Annotated in this window: 20 protein-coding genes and 1 pseudogene; 9 read left to right on the top strand and 12 right to left on the bottom strand. The window is 70.9% G+C overall.

Translation table 11 applies throughout. The annotated features are described in order from the left end of the window. Window positions 1-156 precede the first annotated feature (156 nt). Both ACFYY1_RS13160 and ACFYY1_RS13155 read right to left on the bottom strand, forming a co-directional pair. Complete coding sequence (locus tag ACFYY1_RS13160; RefSeq protein ID WP_388584117.1) at window positions 157-840, bottom strand: class I SAM-dependent methyltransferase; 684 nt, start codon at window positions 838-840, stop codon at window positions 157-159. Window positions 841-896: 56 nt separating this feature from the next. Continuing rightward, window positions 897-1,886 (bottom strand): DinB family protein, encoded by a 990-nt coding sequence (locus ACFYY1_RS13155; protein WP_388584115.1) that lies wholly within the window; start codon window positions 1,884-1,886, stop codon window positions 897-899. A 63-nt stretch (window positions 1,887-1,949) separates the two neighbouring features. On the opposite strand from ACFYY1_RS13155, the gene ACFYY1_RS13150 reads away from it, so the two are divergent. Continuing rightward, on the top strand, window positions 1,950-2,948 hold the full coding sequence (locus ACFYY1_RS13150; RefSeq protein WP_388584113.1) for a helix-turn-helix transcriptional regulator: 999 nt from the start codon (window positions 1,950-1,952) through the stop codon (window positions 2,946-2,948). Window positions 2,949-3,005: 57 nt separating this feature from the next. On the opposite strand, the gene ACFYY1_RS13145 is transcribed toward ACFYY1_RS13150, so the two are convergent. The 3 genes from ACFYY1_RS13145 to ACFYY1_RS13135 all read right to left on the bottom strand — a co-directional run bounded on the left by ACFYY1_RS13145 (window position 3,006) and on the right by ACFYY1_RS13135 (window position 4,760). Further along, a complete protein-coding gene (locus tag ACFYY1_RS13145) occupies window positions 3,006-3,227 on the bottom strand; it encodes a helix-turn-helix domain-containing protein (RefSeq protein ID WP_388584111.1) in 222 nt (73 codons plus the stop codon). Beyond that, the gene (locus ACFYY1_RS13140; RefSeq protein WP_388584108.1) at window positions 3,227-3,718 is read right to left on the bottom strand and encodes a DUF2975 domain-containing protein; all 492 of its coding nucleotides are present in this window, start codon (window positions 3,716-3,718) and stop codon (window positions 3,227-3,229) included. Before ACFYY1_RS13140 ends, ACFYY1_RS13145 begins: the two co-directional genes overlap by 1 nt. A 61-nt stretch (window positions 3,719-3,779) precedes the next feature. Then, the gene (locus ACFYY1_RS13135; protein ID WP_388584106.1) at window positions 3,780-4,760 is read right to left on the bottom strand and encodes a hypothetical protein; all 981 of its coding nucleotides are present in this window, start codon (window positions 4,758-4,760) and stop codon (window positions 3,780-3,782) included. A gap of 443 nt (window positions 4,761-5,203) precedes the next feature. Here ACFYY1_RS13135 and ACFYY1_RS13130 point away from each other — a divergent pair, with 443 nt between their 5' ends. Continuing rightward, window positions 5,204-5,947 carry a dienelactone hydrolase family protein gene (locus tag ACFYY1_RS13130; protein ID WP_388584102.1) on the top strand — a complete coding sequence of 248 codons (744 nt, stop codon included), beginning with the start codon at window positions 5,204-5,206 and terminating at the stop codon, window positions 5,945-5,947. A gap of 376 nt (window positions 5,948-6,323) precedes the next feature. Continuing rightward, on the top strand, window positions 6,324-8,528 hold the full coding sequence (locus tag ACFYY1_RS13125; RefSeq protein WP_388584100.1) for an MMPL family transporter: 2,205 nt from the start codon (window positions 6,324-6,326) through the stop codon (window positions 8,526-8,528). Window positions 8,529-8,575: 47 nt separating this feature from the next. Here ACFYY1_RS13125 and ACFYY1_RS13120 read toward each other — a convergent pair whose 3' ends face one another. Then, window positions 8,576-9,622 carry an SGNH/GDSL hydrolase family protein gene (locus ACFYY1_RS13120; RefSeq protein WP_388584097.1) on the bottom strand — a complete coding sequence of 349 codons (1,047 nt, stop codon included), beginning with the start codon at window positions 9,620-9,622 and terminating at the stop codon, window positions 8,576-8,578. 205 nt (window positions 9,623-9,827) lie between these two features. Here ACFYY1_RS13120 and ACFYY1_RS13115 point away from each other — a divergent pair, with 205 nt between their 5' ends. Together ACFYY1_RS13115 and ACFYY1_RS13110 are read left to right on the top strand one after the other, a co-directional pair. Further along, on the top strand, window positions 9,828-11,081 hold the full coding sequence (locus tag ACFYY1_RS13115) for a sensor histidine kinase (protein ID WP_388584094.1): 1,254 nt from the start codon (window positions 9,828-9,830) through the stop codon (window positions 11,079-11,081). Continuing rightward, window positions 11,078-11,767 (top strand): response regulator, encoded by a 690-nt coding sequence (locus ACFYY1_RS13110; RefSeq protein ID WP_388584092.1) that lies wholly within the window; start codon window positions 11,078-11,080, stop codon window positions 11,765-11,767. The genes ACFYY1_RS13115 and ACFYY1_RS13110 overlap by 4 nt, the downstream gene beginning before the upstream one ends. Window positions 11,768-11,834: 67 nt before the next feature. Here the strand turns inward: ACFYY1_RS13110 and ACFYY1_RS13105 are convergent, their stop codons facing one another. Both ACFYY1_RS13105 and ACFYY1_RS13100 read right to left on the bottom strand, forming a co-directional pair. Next, complete coding sequence (locus ACFYY1_RS13105; protein WP_388584089.1) at window positions 11,835-12,263, bottom strand: hypothetical protein; 429 nt, start codon at window positions 12,261-12,263, stop codon at window positions 11,835-11,837. Further along, complete coding sequence (locus ACFYY1_RS13100; RefSeq protein ID WP_388584086.1) at window positions 12,260-12,709, bottom strand: MarR family winged helix-turn-helix transcriptional regulator; 450 nt, start codon at window positions 12,707-12,709, stop codon at window positions 12,260-12,262. The genes ACFYY1_RS13105 and ACFYY1_RS13100 overlap by 4 nt, the downstream gene beginning before the upstream one ends. 179 nt (window positions 12,710-12,888) lie before the next feature. On the opposite strand from ACFYY1_RS13100, the gene ACFYY1_RS13095 reads away from it, so the two are divergent. After that, a complete protein-coding gene (locus ACFYY1_RS13095; protein ID WP_388584084.1) occupies window positions 12,889-13,686 on the top strand; it encodes a VOC family protein in 798 nt (265 codons plus the stop codon). 4 nt (window positions 13,687-13,690) lie between these two features. On the opposite strand, the gene ACFYY1_RS13090 is transcribed toward ACFYY1_RS13095, so the two are convergent. Beyond that, complete coding sequence (locus tag ACFYY1_RS13090) at window positions 13,691-14,494, bottom strand: HAD-IIA family hydrolase (RefSeq protein WP_388584081.1); 804 nt, start codon at window positions 14,492-14,494, stop codon at window positions 13,691-13,693. An 84-nt stretch (window positions 14,495-14,578) separates the two neighbouring features. Here ACFYY1_RS13090 and ACFYY1_RS13085 point away from each other — a divergent pair. Further along, window positions 14,579-15,205: pseudogene (locus tag ACFYY1_RS13085) on the top strand (phosphoribosyltransferase); the annotation flags it as partial. A gap of 77 nt (window positions 15,206-15,282) precedes the next feature. Here the strand turns inward: ACFYY1_RS13085 and ACFYY1_RS13080 are convergent. The 3 genes from ACFYY1_RS13080 to ACFYY1_RS13070 form a co-directional block, all read right to left on the bottom strand. Further along, window positions 15,283-16,788: an alpha/beta hydrolase gene (locus ACFYY1_RS13080; RefSeq protein ID WP_388584079.1), complete on the bottom strand. Its 1,506-nt coding sequence runs from the start codon at window positions 16,786-16,788 to the stop codon at window positions 15,283-15,285. Between the two features lie 64 nt (window positions 16,789-16,852). Then, window positions 16,853-17,068: a DUF397 domain-containing protein gene (locus ACFYY1_RS13075; RefSeq protein WP_388584076.1), complete on the bottom strand. Its 216-nt coding sequence runs from the start codon at window positions 17,066-17,068 to the stop codon at window positions 16,853-16,855. Beyond that, the gene (locus tag ACFYY1_RS13070; protein WP_388584074.1) at window positions 17,065-17,901 is read right to left on the bottom strand and encodes a helix-turn-helix domain-containing protein; all 837 of its coding nucleotides are present in this window, start codon (window positions 17,899-17,901) and stop codon (window positions 17,065-17,067) included. Before ACFYY1_RS13070 ends, ACFYY1_RS13075 begins: the two co-directional genes overlap by 4 nt. Before the next feature lie 107 nt (window positions 17,902-18,008). Here ACFYY1_RS13070 and ACFYY1_RS13065 point away from each other — a divergent pair, with 107 nt between their 5' ends. Continuing rightward, window positions 18,009-18,182, top strand: coding sequence for a hypothetical protein (locus tag ACFYY1_RS13065; protein ID WP_388584071.1), 174 nt, complete (start codon window positions 18,009-18,011; stop codon window positions 18,180-18,182). Further along, window positions 18,179-18,370 (top strand): hypothetical protein, encoded by a 192-nt coding sequence (locus ACFYY1_RS13060; RefSeq protein WP_388584068.1) that lies wholly within the window; start codon window positions 18,179-18,181, stop codon window positions 18,368-18,370. The genes ACFYY1_RS13065 and ACFYY1_RS13060 overlap by 4 nt, the downstream gene beginning before the upstream one ends. The last annotated feature ends 242 nt before the right edge of the window (window positions 18,371-18,612 follow it).

The following is an 18,612-nucleotide window of genomic DNA, read 5'->3' as shown; positions in this document are numbered from 1 at the left end:
CGCCGTCGGCCACAGCCAGGCCCCGGGCCTCCCGTCGTTCCCGTACGGAGCGCTCAGCACGGTGGGGATCTGCCGATGTCACGTCTGGCCTCCATGGACCGCCGCCAACTGAAATATCGAACACTCTAGCGATACATGGTCAGTCGGCAGCCCTTTTCACCGGACCGGACCGGACCCGCCTGTTCGCCTGGCGGTGATCGGCGCGGTGTGCCCGAACACGAGAGTGCTCCACCGGACACCGTCCCGGCCATGGAGATCGGCACGCTCGCTGCTCAGGACCGTCCGCAGGCGGTGCGCGGCAGCCAGCCCGACCGTCTCGGCGGCCGACACGTCGAACATGCGGCGGCCTTCGGGCACGGGTCCGTGGCGGAGGTTGACGAAGAACCGGCCGCCGGGCATCAGCAGGGCGGCGATCCTGGCCATCGCCTGTCCGCGCTCCTCCGCGTCCAGATGCATCCACACCGCGGTGGCGAAGATCGCCTCGAACCGGCCCGAACGGCGGCACTGACGCAGCGCCAGCTCAGGAAGAGCGTCGTCGACCCAGTCGATCGCGCTGCCCGCGTGGATCCGCTGTCCGTGCGCCCGCAGCTCCGCCGTCGGCTCGACAGCCACGACCTCGTGTCCCAGGGCCGCCAGCGCGGCGGCGTCGCGCCCCGTACCCGCGCCGATGTCGAGGATCCGAACAGGCTCTGCGGGTACGAGGCCGAGCACGTCACGGTGGACCTCGTCGAAGGTGACTTCCTCGTACTGGACCGCCAGCGCGTCCGCCGCCCCGGCATACCCCGTCGTTCCCCTGACCCGGCCGATGCCGTCGTCGCCGGCGTCCCATGGATCGCTCATGGCGGAAGGCTACTGGCCCGCGTGTCCGTGGGCCCGCCCTGTTCCGTGGGCCCGCCCTATTCGGGAATGACCGCCACCGCGTCGATCTCCACGAGCACGCCCGGCCGGGCGTGTCCCGCGGTGGTGACGACCGTGATGGCCGTGCGGTGAGCGCCCCACACCGACAGCGACGCCGCGTACGCCGCCTGCGCGTCGACTCCATGGACGAGGTAGATGTTGAGTTTGGCGACATGTTCGGGACCGGTGCCCGCGGCGGCGAGCACGGTCAGCACGTTCCGCATGGCCTGAGTGGACTGCGCCTCGATGCCGTCCAGCAGCCTTCCGGTGCTGTCGGTGCCGAGCTGGCCACCGACATGGACCGTGCGGGCGGCGGCGGGTGTGATCACGCCCTGTGTGAAGGCGGGGTTGTTGTGGAGTTCTTCGGGGTCGAGGTGTGTCGTCCTTGCGGTCATGTGTCGCTCCCCGGAGGTGCCGGGCTTCGTGTGCAGGTAGAGGTCGCGCAGCAGGCAGACCTCGGACAGGTGGTGGATCAGTTCGCGGTTGATGTGCAGCACCAGGTCGGCCATGGTCAGCCCGGGGAAGGGCTCGTTCTCGCCGACCGGGGCCCGGAGCCCGGCTTCGTCGAGGCCGCGCACCCCTTCCAGCCAGACGTCGAGCTGGGTCCGGAGCTGCTCCAGCGCGGTGGCCGCGTCACCGGCGTACTCCCAGGTCTCGTACGACGCCGCCGGTGCGCCGAAGTGCGCCGCGTTGCGTGCGGCGAGCGGGCCGACGATGACGTGGCCGAGGCGCCAGGCGATCGTGGTGAAGGGCGCGGGGACCGGCTGGGGCAAGGCGTAGTCGATGGTGAAGTCCCCGGTGCCGGCCTGCACGGGCGCCGTCGAGCTGCCGCGCGGCCGCACGCTCCAGGCGTCGTCCGCCACCGGCTCCGGCGACCAGAAGTACTCGTCGTCGGTCAAGCCCTCCAGCCTGGCTCGGAGTTGGTGGTTCCAGTGGAACTCCAACTGCTCGCACAGCGCCCGGTTCAAGTCGAGTTCGTTCGCGTCCATGGAGACACCTTGACAGCCATGGCGGACAGGATCGGTCCGCTATTTCTGGCAGGGTGTGTCGGCATGAACGCGGCTAACGGTGACGAGCGGGGTACGACGGAGCGGGTGCTCACGCTGCTCGGGCTGCTCCAGCAGCGCCAGGTCTGGACGGGCCCCGAGCTCGCCGAACGGCTCCGGGTCACGCCACGCACGGTGCGGCGCGATGTCGAGCGGTTGCGCGCCCTCGGCTATCCGGTGCATGCCGCCCAGGGCGTCGGCGGCGGCTACCGGCTCGGCGCGGGGCAGGAGCTGCCGCCGCTGCTTCTCGACGACCAGGAGGCCATCGCCACCGCGGTCTCGCTGCTCGTCGGCGCGGGCGGCGCGGTCGCCGGGGCCGGTGACGCCACGCTGCGGGCGCTCACCAAGCTCGACCAGGTGCTGCCCGCCCGGCTGCGGCACGAGGTGCGTGCGCTCTCCGGCTCGGTGGAGTCCTTCGTCTCAGGCCGCACGCCGGTCGCCCCCGAGGTGCTCATGACGCTGGCCAGGGCGTGCCGCGACGAGGTCGAGGCGGGCTTCGCCTACCCGTCCGGGGGCGAGGTGCGACAGCGGCGGGTCGAGCCCTACCGCCTGGTCGCCTCCGACCGGCGCTGGTACCTCTTCGCGTACGACCTCGATCGCGCCGACTGGCGCACCTTCCGCGTCGACCGGATGACCGAGGTCTCCGCACGGACCTGGTGCTTTTGCCCACGCGCGGCACCCGACGCGGCGACGTACGTGCAGGAGGGCGTGGCGAGCCGGGCCTACCCGCAGCGGGCGCGCTTCCTCGTGCACGCGTCGGCCGACACGGTGCGCGCGCAGGTTCCGGCGTCGGCGGCCGTCGTACGGGAGCGCGGGAGCGATCGCTGCGAGGTGCTCAGTGGTGCCGAACGCCTCGACGCCATGCTCATGCACGTACTCCTGCTGGGACACGACTTCGAGGTACTCGACCCGCCGGAACTCAGGGCGCGCTGCCACGCGCTGGCGCAGCAGCTGGCGTCGGCCGGCGCGGCGAGCTCACCGGCGCCGGACGCTCAGGAGCGATGAGCCGCGACCGCGCCGTCCGTCCCCTTCTGCGGCGGCGGCGCGTCGGCAGGCACGGGTTCATTCGTCCTCGGTGTCCTCGGCCTCCCAGCGGAGCAGGTCGCCCGGCTGGCACTCAAGTACCTCGCAGAGCGCGGCGAGCGTCGCGAAGCGCACCGCCTTGGCGCGGCCGTTCTTGAGTACCGCCAGGTTGGCGGGCGTGATCCCCACGCGGTCCGCGAGTTCGCCCACGGACATCTTCCGCCTGGCCAGCATCACGTCGATGTCGACGGCGATCGGCATCAGATCACCTCGTCCAACTCGGCCTGCATCCGGGCTGCTTCGACATCGCGGGCGACGGCCTGGGCGAGCAGCGCCCGCAGTACGAGCACGATGAGCGCGACTCCCAGGATGGCCAGGCCCACCCCGCCCATGATGAGGGTGACGCCCGGGTCGTCCCGCTGGCCGGGCGCGTTCAGGGCCGTGACCGTGAACCACACGAGAGCAGCCGCGACGATCGCGCCGATGATGCCGTCCACGTACCGGAAGGCGGCGTGGGAGAACACGGTTCCGCGTCGCACCATCGTCACCAGTCGCCATACACAGACCAGGGCGACCTGGGCCGTCCCGATGCCCAGGATCGTGATCAGGCGCAGCGGGGTCAGCGGGAGCGACCCGTCCTCCGGGTCACTGCCGCTGGCCAGCGCCCACACCATCAATGCCTGTACGCACACGGTGCCGGTGAGCACCACCACGAGCACGGCGCGCAGCGCGCGCACTGTCAGCTTTCCCACGCCTCATCCTCCCATCGAGCTACGATAAGAATCTATCGAATCTCGATAGGTGAGGCAAGGGTCAGGTCTCAACCCGTGCAGCCGCCGGTGTGCCGTTGATCCTGGCGACGCGTTCGCGCCAGGAGATGGGTTCGGGCTCGGGTTCGTGTTCTGCGGCGGCAGCGATGCGGCAGGAGGGGCATTCGGTTTCGTCGAACAGGGGGCGGAAGGTGTGCGGGTCGCCGGGGCCCGTGCATTCGACGAGTTCGGGGAGGGGCGGGCGTTCGTGGGGCCGGTGCCGGACCGGAGGTTCGGGGAGCTTGTGCACGAGGCGGTAGCGCAGGAAGCCGACGGCCGATCGGACACCGTCCTGGGGGCGTTCGGCGAGCAGGGCATGGCGGAGGTCCGATTCACTCAGGCCGCGTTCGAGCCACTTGACGGCCTCCACGGCGAGGGAGCGGGCCTCGCGTACACCCAGGTGCAGTTCGCGGCGGGCGTGGCGCAGGGAGAGCAGGACCCGTTCGGCGCGGGCGAGTCGGGCGGAGTCCGCCTCGCTGACCACCCCGCCGACCGTCCCGCCGGCCACCTCGCGACCTGTCTCGGCCTCAGCTTCGGGGGGTGGGTGGGGAGTTGTCTTATCACTGAGATCTTCTGCGGGTTTATAGCCACCGACCGTCCGAGGGGCCGGTTGGCCGACCGCCGGAAACCGCGTACTCGGCGGCGGGGTTACGGGCGGGGCTCCGCGTAAGTGACCTGCCTGCTCACCCGTCAGCGGGTTGTTCGCGACGAGCTGCTCGGTCAGCCAGCGGCCGCCCTCGCCCTGGCTCCGCCACTCGTGCACGTAGCCGTTCTCGACCAGTTGCCCCTTCGCCTTCTGGTACGCGCGGCCCTTGATGCCCGCCTTGCGGGCGAGTTCGCTCAACGGCTTGCACACGGCATCGCCCGGGAGGCTCTGGACGTAGAGAAGCAGGATCTTCGCGTCGCTGTTCAGACGCGGATGGCGGATGACATCGTTCGATGCCTTCGTATAGCGCACGGACGGCGCGATAACATGACGCAACATTTCCGGTGGTGCCTTCCGGTGAGCCACTGGTGGTGTAGGCCCTCGGAGTTGGTGTTGACGGCACCGCCGAGGGCCGCCCCATGCGCGCGTGAACACACGGAGCGTGATGACGCGGTCACGGTAGCGCACTTTCTTCATCTCCCGCCACGCGAACGGAACTTCACCCCGGCCGCAGGATTGAAACGTATCAATCACTCACTGCGGCGACCGAGGCGCGAGGAATTCATCCATGACCGGGGGACGGACGTCACCACCCCGGCGGCAAAAACCCGTTGGCGGACCACGGCGGCCACCTGCTAGCTTTCTGGCGGCCGTGCGAGAGAACGAGGAGGTGGTACCCGTGAACGCAGTATCGACATGGGTGCTCCCCTCCGGGGTCACGGTCGGGCGATAGGCAGGTCGTCCGGGAGCGCCGTCCACGCGCACTCCCGAAAGGCACGACCATGCACTTCACTTCCGAACAGCGCCTCGACGACAACAACGTCCTCGAACGCGAATTCACCCTCGGTGAGATCCCCGGCATCCTCTGGACGCCTGAATCCGCTTCCTCATCCGCACCGGCGCCGCTGATCCTGCTCGGCCACCCTCCCCTCGGGCTGGGCAAGATGTACCCCCGGCTGGTGGCCCGGGCCCTGCACTCCGCGGCGGACGGCTTCGCCGCGGCCACCATCGAACTCCCCGGAAGCGGTGACCGGCCCCGTTTGCCCGTCGTCGATCAGGCCCGCGCCGACCTGCGCCGGGCGCTGGAGGCGGGCGAGCCGGTCGGCGACGAGATCGTGGACCGGCTCGTCCTCCCGCTGGTCGACAAGGCGGTCCCGGAATGGCAGGCCGCCCTGGACGCCCTCCTCGCGCTGCCCGAGATCGTCGGCCCGGTCGGGTACTCGGGGGGACTGATCTCCATCGGGACCCGGCTGGCGGTGGTCGAGCCGCGCATCTCGGCCGCCGTTCTGTTCGCCGGGAGTCTCGTGCCTCGCACCATCTTCGACGAGGCCCGGCAGGTCACCATTCCGCTGCACGTCCTGTTGCAGTGGGACGACGAGGGGAACGAGCGACAGCAGGCCCTGGACCTGTTCGACGCCTTCGGCTCCGAGGAGAAGACGCTGCACGCCAACATGGGTGGGCACACCGGCGTCCCGCAGTTCGCGGGTGAGGCCGCGGCCCGGTTCTTCACCCGGCATCTGAGCTAGCGCGCGAAGGGGCGGCACCCTCGCAGGAGTGCCGCCCCTTCGTTCATGTGCCCCGGCTGCGTCAGGGAGTGTGGACCACGTTGAGCTCGGTCACCTTCGCGCAGATCGCGAACGCCTGGAGCGTGCCCCGGACACGAGGCCGAGGCCGCCTGCTCACCGGCGCGCGCCGCTTCGTCGTCGTTTTCATCCTTGCGGCTCCGAGGTCCTGTTCAGGGGGCAGGCGGGACCGGCCGCGTACTGCAGCGGCAGTACGTACGACTCCATGCAGCCGCACGACGACGATGACGCCCCCGTTCGCGAAGGATCGAGGCATTCCTCCGAGAGATCCGAGAGACCCGGGGGATCCAAGAGACCCGAGAAACTGGAGCGCCTCCTCGTGGCTGTTTTCCTTTACCGGCTGGGCCGCTTCTCCTTCCGGAGACGCCGGCTCGTCGCCCTGCTCTGGGTGGTGGTCCTGGCCGCGTGCGCCTTCGCCGCGGCCAAGGCCCCGGCCGCCCCCGAGGACGGGTTCTCGATGCCCGGGACGGAGTCGCAGAAGGCGTTCGACCTGCTGGACGAGCGCTTCCCCGGCGGCAACTCCAACGCCGCCGACGCCCGGATCGTCTTCGTCGCACCCGAGGGCCAGAAGGTCACGGCGGGCCCGAACAAGGCGGCCATCGAGGAGATCGTCGCGGACGTGGCGGGCGGCGACCAGGTCAAGGGCGCCCTCGACCCGTTCAAGATGGCCGGGGCGGTGAGCAAGGACGGCACCACCGCGTACTCCACCGTCTCGTACGACGTACAGAGCATCGATCTCACCGATGCCACCACCGAGGCGCTGGAGGACGCCGCCGAGAAGGGGCGGGACGCGGGGCTGACCGTGGAGCTCGGCGGATCGGCCCTGGTGCCGGAGGGCGAGCTGGGCGGTACGACGGAACTCGTCGGCGTCGCCGCCGCCGCGCTCGTCCTGCTCATCACCTTCGGTTCGCTCGCCGCGGCGGGCCTCCCGCTGCTCACCGCGATCGTCGGCATCGGCATCGGGGTGGCCTCGATCGTCGCCATCGGGATGTCCACGACGACGACCACGCTGGCCCTGATGCTGGGGCTCGCGGTCGGCATCGACTACGCCCTGTTCATCGTCTCGCGCTACCGGACCGAGCGCGCCGAGGGCCACGACGCCGAGGAGGCCGTGGCACGGGCCGTGGGCACGGCGGGCTCCGCCGTCGTCTTCGCCGGTCTCACCGTCGTCATCGCGCTGGCGGGCCTGTCCGTGGTCGGCATCCCTGTCCTGACCAAGATGGGTCTCGCGGCGGCGTCCACCGTCGTGATCGCCGTCCTGGTCGCGATGACCCTGCTGCCCGCGCTGCTCGGCTTCTTCCGCGATGCCGTCCTGCCGCGCACCCGGCGCAAGGGGCTCAAGGCTCGCGGCGGGCGGCGTGCCGGGGACGGCCGTCCCCAGCTCGGCACCCGCTGGGCGCGCTTCGTGATCCGCCGGCCGCTCGCGGTCCTGGTGCTCGGCGTCCTCGGCCTCGGCCTGATCTCCGTACCGATGCTCGATCTCCAGCTCGGCATGCCGGGCGACGAGTCGAAGTCCACCTCGACCACCCAGCGCCGCGCCTACGACGCCCTGGCCGACGGCTTCGGCCCCGGCTTCAACGGACCGCTGACCGTCGTCGTCGACGCGAAGACCGCCGAGGACCCGAAGGCCGCCGCGGCACGGGCCGCGAAGCAGCTCACCGCCACCGACGGCATCGTCGCCACGACTCCCCCCGCCTTCAACGAGGCCGGCGACACCGCGGTGCTCACCGCCGTACCCACCACCGGGCCGAGCTCCGCGAAGACCACGGACCTCGTCCACACCATCCGCGACGAGGCCCGCGGCCTGAAGTCCGAGACCGGCGCGAAGCTGCTCGTCACCGGCGCGACCGCGGTGAACATCGACGTGTCGCAGAAGGTCAACGACGCGCTGCTGCCCTATCTCGCGCTCGTCGTCGGCCTGGCGTTCCTGCTCCTGATGGTCGTCTTCCGCTCGCTGCTGGTCCCGCTCAAGGCGGCGCTCGGCTTCCTGCTGTCGGTGGCGGCGGCCTTCGGCACGATCGTCGCGGTCTTCCAGTGGGGCTGGCTCGCCGATGCCCTCGGCGTCGAGCAGACCGGGCCGGTGATGAGCATGACGCCGATCCTCCTGATCGGTGTGGTCTTCGGCCTGGCCATGGACTACGAGGTCTTCCTCGTGACCCGGATGCGGGAGGCGTACGTCCACGGGGCGCGGCCCGGCGAGGCGATCGTCACCGGGTTCCGGCACAGCGCCCGGGTGGTCGGCGCCGCGGCCGTCATCATGATCGCGGTGTTCGCCGGGTTCATCGGGATGAGCGAGTCGATGATCAAGATGATGGGTCTCGGCCTCGCCTCGGCCGTCTTCTTCGACGCCTTCGTCGTCCGGATGACGATCGTCCCGGCCGTGCTCGCCCTGCTGGGCGACCGGGCGTGGTGGCTGCCGAAGTGGCTGGCGCGGGTCGTGCCCCAGGTGGACGTCGAGGGCGAGAGGCTGAACCACGGCGGGCCGTCGGCGCCGGAGCCCGCGCCCGATCCCGTACGCGCGTGAGTCGCGCGCAGGACTCATGCGCGCGACTCACGGGGCGGGGGTCCCCCCTACTGGTTGAGGACCTGCTCGACCCTGTCGGCCACCTGCTCGGCCTGGATGTCGCGGCCCTTCTCATTGGGGTGCGCGTACCAGGGGAGCTTGTAGTCGCCGAGCTTGACCTGGGATTCCTCCAGCAGGCCGCCGATGCCCCGGTCGGCGCCGTCGCACGCGGTGTTGCTGCCGGTGCTGGCGTAGAGGTCCACGAAGTCGGCGCCGCCGTCGGCGTCGGCGACGGCCTTCTTCATGACGTCGTCCAGCCGCTTCTGGACCTGGTCCAGGACCGGCAGGGCGTCCTGCGGGATGTCGGCGAGCGGCAGCTCCGTCTGACCGGGCGCCGCGGTCAGGCACTTGGTGGTGTCCTCGGGCACGAGCCGGGGGTAGCCGACCAGGACGCGCTTGGCGTCGGGGGCGAAGTAGCCGATGCGGTCGAGCAGCTCCTCCAGTTCCCAGCCGACCTGCTCGAACTGACCGTCCAGCCACGCCTTGCCGTCCCCGGACTCGAAGAACTCACCGCACTTGGCGGCCGGCTCGTCCCCGTCCACCGGCTCTCCCGGCAGCAGAGCGCCCTCCGTCCGGAGCTTGTCGGAACACTGCTTCAGGATGCGGTTGAAGCCCACCGTGTTGCCGCCCATGCTTCCCACGGTCAGCTGGGTGTCCTGCTTGAGCGCGTCCTGCTGCGGCGGGAGCTTGCCGAGGCCGAAGGGAAGCTCCTGTTCCTGCCAGAAGTGGTGGGTGAGTGCGCCGCCGCAGGAGACGTCCGACTGGACGTCGAGCGTGATGCCCTTGTCCGCGAGGCGCCGGGTGGCGACGGCGGGATAGTTCTCCTTCGCCTGGAAGCAGAAGAACTTTTCGCTGCCTTCGTGGTTGACGGGAGCGATACCGAAGTTGGCGGTGTAGGAGTCGCCGAAGAAGACGGTCGGCACGGGGTCGGTGGGCGCCGCGACGACGCTTCCCGCCGGGCCGGCGAGCGCCAGGCAGCTGCCCAGCGCGATGGCCGCGGCGGCCAGCCGCCGTGCCACCGGAGTTTTCGTCGTCTTGCGCATGGCCGAAGACATGGCTGTGCCCTTTCGTCGAGGCCCGCGAGGAGAGGTGAGCGAGCTGGAACGCTCCGTATTCACTCACACACGGAACGTAATGTTCCAGTTGACGTGAGCCTCAACCGGGCGGTTTTGGACAGCACCCAGGGACCATGGATGGCAGGACCGAGACTTTTCGGAAGTGTCGGAAGCGCCGGAAGAGTCGAAGAGGAAGAGAGACCCCGTGTTCGCCGACTGGTGGCAGTGGGCCCGACGCCACCCCAGGGCCGTCGACGTGGCGATCGCCGTGGTGCTGTGGGCCGCCGCGGTCTTCTCCAGCACCCTGACCGGCGCCCGGATCGTCCGCGTCCCGACGCTCGACTTCTCCCTGGTCGCCGTCGTGCCCTCCGCCGTTCTGCTGCTGGGGCAGCGCAGGTTCCCGCGCACGGTGGTCGCGGTGACGACGGTGTGCGGTGGCGTCCTGGGCGTCATGGGTGGCCGCATCGGGTTCGACCCCAGCCCCAGCGTCGTCGGCGCCGCCCTGGTCGCCCTCTACCTCCTGGCCCTGCACACAGACCTGCGCACGACCATCACGTACACGGCCGGGATGGCCGTCGCCCTCACCTTCGTCTCCGTCGGCTGGGGCCACGGCGCGCTGCTGCGGCCCGACCAGATCGGCACCCTCTCGTGCGTGCTGCTGGCAGGCGCCGTCGGTGAGTCGGTACGGAACCGGCGCGACCATCTCGCCGCCGTGGAGGCACGGGCCGAACTGGCGGAACACACCCGCGAGGAAGAAGCGCGCCGCCGGGTGAGCGAGGAACGGACCAGGATCGCCCGCGAGCTCCACGACATCGTCGCGCATCACATCGCCCTCGCCCACGCCCAGGCGGCCACCGCCGCGTACCTGCTGCGCAGCCGCCCCGAGCAGGCGCAGGACATGATGGACCAGCTCGCCGGAACCACCTCCTCCGCCCTGCGCGAGCTCAAGGCGACCGTGGGCCTGCTGCGCCGCGAGGGCGACCCCGAGACGCCGCTGGAGCCCTCCCCCGGCCTGGCCCAGCTCCCGGAGCTGGTCGCCTCGTTCGAGCGGACGGGGCTCGTCGTCTCGGTGTCGGTGGAGGGGGAGGAGCGGGCCCTGTCGTCGGGCACGGACCTGACCGCGTACCGGATCGTGCAGGAGGCACTGACCAATGTCACCAAACACGCGGGCTCCGCGACGGCCTCGGTCCGGCTCCGCTACACCCGCCGGCTGCTCTCCCTCACCATCACCGACGACGGACACCAGCCGCGCACGGCGGGCGAGCCGGGCTACGGCCTCATCGGCATGCGCGAACGGGCCCTGTCCGCGGGCGGCTGGCTGGCCGCCGGGCACCGGGCGAGCGGCGGTTTCGAAGTGACCACGGAACTTCCCCTGGAGACCCCGGGGACGGCGGAACCCGACCCCCACCAGGCCGGACCCGACTCCCACCAGGACGACGAGGAGAGGACGGCGCGGTGACCATCCGGGTACTGCTGGCCGATGACCAGGCGCTGCTGGCCGGGACCTTCCGGCTGCTGATCGACTCGAACGACGACATGGAGGTGGTCGGTGTCGCGGCGGACGGCCGGGAGGCGGTGGAGCAGGCCCGCGCCACCGCGCCGGACGTGGTCGTGATGGACATCCGCATGCCGGGCATGGACGGGCTGGCGGCCACCAAGGCGATCTGCCGCGACGAGGCACTGCAGCAGACCCGCATCCTCATCCTCACCACGTTCGAGATCGACGACTACGTGGCCGGCGCCCTGCGCGCGGGCGCCAGCGGCTTCCTCGGCAAGGACGTCGGCCCGCAGGAGCTCCTGGACGCGATCCGGACGGTGGCCGCGGGCGACACGCTCCTGTCCCCGACCGCCACCCGGGCCCTCATCACCCGCTACCTGGCCCGCCCGGAGGGCGGTGTCGCCGCGCCCGAGTCCCTGGACGTGCTGACCGCCCGCGAGCGCGAGGTCATGGCGCAGGCCGCCGAGGGTCTGTCGAACGACGAGATCGCCGCCCGGATGCACGTCAGCCCGCTGACCGTACGCACCCACGTGGGCCGTGCGATGACGAAGCTGGGCGCCCGGCACCGGGCCCAGCTGGTCGCCATGGCCTACCAGTCGGGCCTGGTACGGGTGGACCCGCCGCAGGGCCGGGGCACACCCGGGTAGCCCCGGGGCGCATGTGCCTGAGCAGCCGGCCGGGCTGCTCAGGCAGAAGAACGTATGGCCCTTGTGGTCACTGCGGGTGGTGGTCGGAGCCCTGCCACGGGAACGGTGCGAGGTCGGGTTCGACCCAGCCGGTTCTCGCCTGTGAGCCGGCCAGCGTGGCCGGACGGTAGAAGCGGGTCAGAAGGCGCTTGTCGAGCAGGACGGGGTTGCGGTCGGCGAACGCGGTGAAGTCCTCGTCGCCGCCACCGCGTTCGGCCGCGTGGTGGCCCACCAGTTCCACCCACGCCCGGCTGACCGTCGCGTGGTACTTCTGGGGCGCTCCCGCATAGCGGGCGGTGCGCTGGATGCCGTCGCTGACCAGACCGACCGCCGCATGCGTGCCGAACCGTCGCACGGCCAGCCACGTCAGGTGCACGTGCTCCCGGTGGCCGAACTTCCCTGCGGCGGCGGTCACTTCGGCCATCAGTGCGTCGAAGTCGGTGGGCTGGGTGGTCACGAGGACACCTCGGTCAGGGCCTGCAGGGCGGCTCGCAGGCCGGCGATCGCATCGGCCGGCAGGCCGTCGAGTGCACGGTGTTCCAGGTCGGTGATGGCCTGGCGGATCGTGGCGGCGGCCACTCGGCCGGAGGCGGTGAGTTCGATGAGCACCGCGCGGCGGTCTCCCGGACGGGTGCCGCGGGTGATGTGACCGCGGCGTTCCAGGCGGTCCAGCACGCTCGTCAGCGTGGTGGGGCGGGTGCCCACGGCCACGCCGAGCTCGGACACGGTCCGGCCTTGGCCGTCGGCGAGGTTGGCCAGCGCGTTGATCTCGGAGGGGGTCAGGTCCAGGTCGACGAGCTCTGCGGCGAGCACTTGCAGGGTGGCGTGGGTGGCCCGCTGCAGTGCGAGCAGGGCCGACCACTCAGATGGAACGGATTCGGACTTCACGGATTCGGACTTCACGATTTCGGACTATACGGTTTCGTATGACCTCCGGCAAATCGCACCCACCGCAGCCGGCTCGATCGATCGTTCCCCGGGTCGCCGCCCCCGGGCCCGCGTTCCCGGCGCGCGGGAAGGCTGTCCGCTGGCTAGCGTGAAAAGCCGGACCACCCCCCACCGAGCGCGAAGGAGTCAGGGTCATGGCTGTACAACCGGAGGGCACACCGTGCTGGGCCGACGCGATGTTCGCCGACCTGGAGGGCGCGAAGAGCTTCTACGGTGATGTGCTGGGCTGGACGTTCGGCGAGTCCGCGGCCGAGTTCGGCAACTACACGCAGGCGTACGCCGACGGCAAGGCGGTCGCCGCGGTGGTGCCCCCGATGCCCGGCCAGGAGGGCCACTCGGCCTGGTGTCTGTACCTGGCCTCGCCGGACGCCGAGGCCACCGCCGCGAAGATCCGCGACAACGGCGGCCAGACCCTGATGGACCCGATGCAGGTCGGCGACTTCGGCACGATGCTGCTGGCCCGCGACCCCAGCGGCGTCACCTTCGGCGTGTGGCAGGCCGGCACCCACGAGGGCTTCGAGGCGCAGGCGGTGCCCGGCGCGTTCTGCTGGGCCGAGGTGTTCACCCGGGAGCCCGAGAAGTCCGACGCGTTCTTCCCCGCCGTCTTCCCGTACTCGATGGTGGAGATGGCGGACGAGCACGTCGACTTCCGGATGTACAACCTCGGCGACAAGACCGTCATGGGGCGGATGAAGATGGGCGACGAGTTCCCGCCCGAGGTCCCGCCGCACCTGAACGTGTACTTCACCGTCGCCGACTGCGACGCGGCGGTCGCGAAGGCCACCGAGCGCGGCGGCGTCCTGCGGTTCGGGCCGATGACCATGCCGTTCGGCCGGTTCGCCGCACTGACGGACCCGCAGGGTGCGGCGTTCTCCGTCATCGACGTCAACACGACCGAGGGCGAGATCCCCAAGACGAAGCCGGTTTCCTGAGCCCTCAGGTCCGCTGCTCCAGCAACTCGGGCAGGTCGGCGAAGGAGTCGATCACGTGGTCCGGGGTGCCCTCGGCCGCGCGGTGCGTCTCGGGGAGGTACTTGCCGGTCCTGACGAGTACGCCGGTGAGCCCCGCGGCCTGGGCCGCCAGCACGTCGGAATCGATGTCGTCTCCCACCATCAGGGCCTCGGACGCGGTGACGCCGAGGTGGGCCAGGGCCGCGGCGAAGAACGATCCGGCCGGTTTGCCGGTGATCTCCGCCTCGGTCCGGGCCGCCCGCTCCAGCCCCAGCAGGAAGGCCCCGGTGTCCAGGTCGAGCCCGGTGGCCGTGCGCCAGTACAGATTCCGGTGCATGGCCACGAGCCGGGCGCCGCGCTGCAGATGGCGGAAGGCGCGGTTCAGCTCGGCGTAGCCGAAGGCGTCCCCGGCCCCGCCGATGACGACGACATCCGGCGCCTCCCCCTCGCCGCCATCCGCGCCCTCATCGACCAGGGTCACGCCCGGCAGATCGTCCCGGATGTCCCCGGAGTTGATCAGCAGACAGCGGGCGCCGGGGTGGTGTTCGCGCAGGTGCGCCGCGGTGGCGGCGGGGGCGGTGAGGATGTCCTCGGCCGTGACGGGGAAGCCCTGGCCCGCCAGTTTCGCGGCGATCGAGGCGCGGGTGCGGGAGGTCGTGTTGGTGACCAGGACCAGCGGGACACCCGCCTCGCGCAGGCGCCGCATCGCCGCGACGGTGCCGGGCAGCGGTTTCCACGCCACCGTGAGCACTCCGTCGATGTCGATCAGAACCGCTCCGATTCGTCTCATACAACCGACCTTGCCCGAGTTGCGGAGGTGCCGCACATGGGGTTGTTTCGAAGGTAGGGAAGCCTGCTTGGGGGTGAAACCACCGTGCTGTTCGCCGACCGCGAGGACGCGGGCCAGCAGCTGGCCGAGGCACTGCGCCACCTCGAACGGGAGAACCCCGTCGTACTGGGACTGCCCCGTGGCGGAGTCCCGGTGGCCTTCCAGGTGGCCCAGACGCTCGGTGCCGAGCTCGATGTGATCGTCGTCCGCAAGCTCGGCGTGCCGCACCACGAGGAGGTGGCGTTCGGCGCCATCGGCGAGGGCGGGGTCCGGGTCATCAACGACGACATCGCCTTCCGGCTGCGGTCCGGGAAGCAGGACCTCGCGGCGGTCGAACGGGTCGAGGAGGCGGAGCTCGTACGGCGGGCGCAGGTGTACCGGGCCGGCCGGGCACGTACCCCGCTCGCCGGCCGGACGGTGATCGTCGTGGACGACGGCATCGCGACCGGCGCCACCGCCGAGGCGGCCTGCCTGGTGGTACGGGCACAGCAGCCGGCGCGGGTGGTGGCGGCCGTTCCGGTGGCACCGCCGGACGCGGTCGTGCGGCTGCGCCGGAGCGCGGACGAGGTGGTGTGCCTGTCGGTGCCGCGCCTGTTCTACGCGGTCGGCGAGTGGTACCGGGACTTCACGCAGACCTCCGACGAGGAGGTCGTCTCCCTGCTGGCGCAGGCCAGGAACAGCGGACATGTGACACCGGGCTGCGACTGAGCGGGGGCACTCGCTCGGCCTGCCGCAACCCGGCATCGCGGTCAGTCCGCGCAGTACGCGTCCCGCTCCGGCCGGATCCCGGTGTTCAGGAACGTGGTGACCGCGCCGTCGCCGCAGGCGTTCCCGTTGCCCAGGTACATGCCGTGCCCACCGTGGTCGACGGCGACCATACGGGCCCGGTCCCCGAAGGCCGCCCGCATCTTCAGCGCGCCGGAGTACGGCGTCGACGGGTCGCGCAGGCCCTGGATCATCAGGACGTTGGACGGTCCCTGGTCCGTGATCCTGGTCGGCTCCTCGGCGGGGGCGTCCTTCCAGAAGGCGCACGGGGTGACGTTCACCGGAATCCCGGCGGTCAGCGGATGCTTGGCGCGGTCGGCGGCGACGGCGCGCCGGTACGAGGGGACGGTGCCCTGCCAGCGCACGTCGTTGCAGACCACGGCCATCGAGACCGCCGCGTCCGCGTCCGGCAGCGGCCCGGCCAGGGCGGCAGGCAGCACGGGCTTCGCCGAGGTGCTCCGGGCCGCCTGGACGAGCCCGGCAAACTCGGCGAAGGCGTCGTCGCTGTACATGGCCATCTGGAGCGCCTGACGCAGCCGGTTGCCGGTCAACGGGCGGCCCGGTGTGGTGGACTCCCTCGGTGCCCGGTCCAGCCGCGCCGCCAGCTCCAGCACCAGCGGCCGCACGTCCTCGGCCCGCTCCGCGAGCCGCAGCCCCGCCGCCTCCCTGGCCGGATCCGAGGCCCACCGCGCGAAGTCCGGGAAACGGTCCTCCGCCGCCACCGCCATGTTCGCCATCCAGCCCTGCGCGACGCGCGAAGGATCCGGGTCGCCGCTGCTGTCCAGCACCCAACGGTCCGTGTGCTGCGGGTACTTCTGCGCGTACACGGCGCCGACGTAGGTGCCGTACGAGATCCCCCAGGCCGACAGCTTCTCCTCGCCGAGCGCCTGCCGGAAGCGGTCGATGTCGCGCACCTCGTTGGCCGTGGTGAGGCTCCGCAGCACCGCTCCGCCGTTGCGCGCGCAGGCCGCGGCGATGCGCCGGGAGCGCGTCACGTTCTCGGTGATCGAGCCGTCGGCGTCGGGCCAGGACCGCATGTTCACCAGCTCCCGGTCCTCCGGGTCGAGCCCGCAGCCCGCCTTCGTGCTGCCGCCGACCCCGCGCGGGTCGAGGCTCACGATGTCGTACCGCCCCTGCGTCGCCTGCCGCAGCCGCTCCCCCTTCTCCGTCACCCGCTGCACCCCGGAGGTCCCCGGACCCCCGGCGATCACCACGAGCGTCCCGCGCCGCGCGGCGGGCCGGTCGCTGCGGACCCGGGTCACCGCGAGCGAGAGCTGCGGGCCGTCCGGGTCCCGGTAGTCCAGCGGCACGGGCAACTCGGCACACTCCCGCCCGACGGGCCCGCCGGCCGTGTCGCAGGGCCGCCAGGAGAGCACGGGCGCGGTGTTGGCCGACGCGGCGGCTCGCGGGGTCGCGGCCCCGGTGAGAACGGTGGCGACGGCGGTGACGGACAGGGCGACGAAGGCGGCGGATTTTCCGTAAGTCCTCATGCCACAAGGCTGGTTGAGCGCGCCCTCTCAACCCATCCGGGAGGCATGACGGTGTGCGGTGGGGTTAGCCCCCGGCGAACTCTCCGGCTTTCACGCCCGCCACGAAGGAGGAGAACGAGGCGGCGGAGGCGTTCAGCACCGGGCCGCCGGGGTTCTTCGAGTCACGGACGGGGACCACGCCGCGCGAGACGACGAGGTTGGCGGCGACCTCGATGCAGTTGCCGCCGTTGGAGCTGTACGAAGACTTGAACCAGCGGGGAGACTCGGTCGTGGTCGTCACGGGGTGCCCTTTCGCGCTTCGTTGATCATGGCCACTGATGCCGCCTGGGACAGCGCTTCGGCCTGTAGCTGATGGTAGGACGCCAGCAGGGGGAGCACCAAGGTCGTATCGCGTTCCAGATGGCCCCGCATCTGGGACTCCGCGTACGCGACGGCGGACAGGTCCGACAGCGTCAACAGGTTGATCGGGAGGTTGAACGGGCGGCGCTCCACCATGTCGAACGGGGCAACCTGGAGCACGGTGTTCGGCAGCGCGGCAAACTCCAGCAGCCGGTCGAGCTGAGCAGCCATGACCCCGTCCCCGCCGACCCGCCTGCGGATGCAGCTCTCGTCCATCACCACCAGCATCGTGGGAGGCCGGAACCGCACCAGCATTGCTTGACGCTCCGCCAGGAACGAGACACGGTCGCCTGCTTGCTCGGGCGTGATCGAACCGCGCCACACATCGCCTTCCGCCAACGCCCGTGCGTACTCCGGTGTCTGCAACAGCCCGGGAATGATCCCGACTTCGTACAGTCGGATCTCAGCCGCGCGCCCTTCGTAGCCCACGTACTGCGGGAAGCCCTCCAACAGCGATCCGTGCCGGATCTCGCGGTACTGGCGTTCGAACGTGTCTGCTGTTTCTCCGGTGCCGAAAATCTGATCCGCACTGCGCGAGAACCGAAGAGTCGGAAGCTTGCGACCAGTTTCGACGGCGGAGATGTGTGTGCCGGAGTAGCCCATTCGTTCGGCCAACTCCTCCTGCTTCCATCCGCGTTCCTCCCGCAGGCTGCGGATGCGCGCGCCGAAGGCTGCTTCCGGACTGCTCTCGGGGTCCAACTCCTTGCGGTTCAACGGCTGTCACCTGACTTTTCGCTCGCGCCCAACAAGTTGAAGCACCCCTGACTCTAAGCCAATCTGAACTCGCTTGGTAGCGGAACGACTACGGAGAGGAGTTATCTGTGTTCGCCGAGAACAGGCGGGAAACAGAAGGCTGTTGTCCCGAGTGCCAGAAGCTCCGGCTGGCCGAGGCCCTCGCCAATGATCAGTGCGACTACAGCGGGGCGACCGACTGCCGGGTACTGCTCCGGCGCCACCGCGAGGCGGCGGACTGCACGGAACCGGGGTCGGCATGAGCGAGCAAGTGCCGGCGCCCGAACCCGACTTGCCCGAGCTCAACCCGCTGCGCTGGCCACCCTGCGAGTGCGCGCGGTGCCGCGCCGGCGGGGGCGGCGAGGCTGCGGACTCCGGACTGATACGGCAGCTCCGGGCCAAGGTGACCGAGGAGAACGGGCTGCGCAGCTCGCTCCGGCGGGCGCGGTGAGGACACCCCCCGATGTAGTGAATTTTCTGGGCCTCCCATGACGCACCGCTTGGAGTGTGCCCTCCAGGCGTCCGGGTGTTCTTGTTGATCGTTCTCGCAGCTCCGCGCCGCCCTCGCCCTGGAGCGGTCGGCCCGTCCCGGGGAGCGCGAGGCCGCAGTACACGGCGCGGACGGAACAGGAAGGACCTTCAGCGGAACGAAGATGGGGCGTTGCGGCAGCGAGGCCGGGCAGCGGCCCCGTC

This window comes from Streptomyces sp. NPDC001890 (assembly GCF_042891445.1).
In the GTDB taxonomy this organism is placed as follows: domain Bacteria; phylum Actinomycetota; class Actinomycetes; order Streptomycetales; family Streptomycetaceae; genus Streptomyces.
The sequence above is the reverse complement of the archived record's forward strand: the minus strand, read 5'-3'. Positions and strand labels throughout refer to the sequence as shown.

What these genes read in the sequence shown, in the direction of transcription:
- ACFYY1_RS13160 (WP_388584117.1), bottom strand. Translation starts at nt 840, where the DNA reads ATGAGCGATCCATGGGACGCCGGCGACGACGGCATCGGCCGGGTCAGG.
- ACFYY1_RS13090 (WP_388584081.1), bottom strand. Translation starts at nt 14,494, where the DNA reads ATGAGACGAATCGGAGCGGTTCTGATCGACATCGACGGAGTGCTCACG.
- ACFYY1_RS13145 (WP_388584111.1), bottom strand. Translation starts at nt 3,227, where the DNA reads ATGCCGATCGCCGTCGACATCGACGTGATGCTGGCCAGGCGGAAGATG.
- ACFYY1_RS13150 (WP_388584113.1), top strand. Translation starts at nt 1,950, where the DNA reads ATGAACGCGGCTAACGGTGACGAGCGGGGTACGACGGAGCGGGTGCTC.
- ACFYY1_RS13060 (WP_388584068.1), top strand. Translation starts at nt 18,179, where the DNA reads ATGAGCGAGCAAGTGCCGGCGCCCGAACCCGACTTGCCCGAGCTCAAC.
- ACFYY1_RS13130 (WP_388584102.1), top strand. Translation starts at nt 5,204, where the DNA reads ATGCACTTCACTTCCGAACAGCGCCTCGACGACAACAACGTCCTCGAA.
- ACFYY1_RS13120 (WP_388584097.1), bottom strand. Translation starts at nt 9,622, where the DNA reads ATGTCTTCGGCCATGCGCAAGACGACGAAAACTCCGGTGGCACGGCGG.
- ACFYY1_RS13080 (WP_388584079.1), bottom strand. Translation starts at nt 16,788, where the DNA reads ATGAGGACTTACGGAAAATCCGCCGCCTTCGTCGCCCTGTCCGTCACC.
- ACFYY1_RS13095 (WP_388584084.1), top strand. Translation starts at nt 12,889, where the DNA reads ATGGCTGTACAACCGGAGGGCACACCGTGCTGGGCCGACGCGATGTTC.
- ACFYY1_RS13135 (WP_388584106.1), bottom strand. Translation starts at nt 4,760, where the DNA reads ATGTTGCGTCATGTTATCGCGCCGTCCGTGCGCTATACGAAGGCATCG.
- ACFYY1_RS13155 (WP_388584115.1), bottom strand. Translation starts at nt 1,886, where the DNA reads ATGGACGCGAACGAACTCGACTTGAACCGGGCGCTGTGCGAGCAGTTG.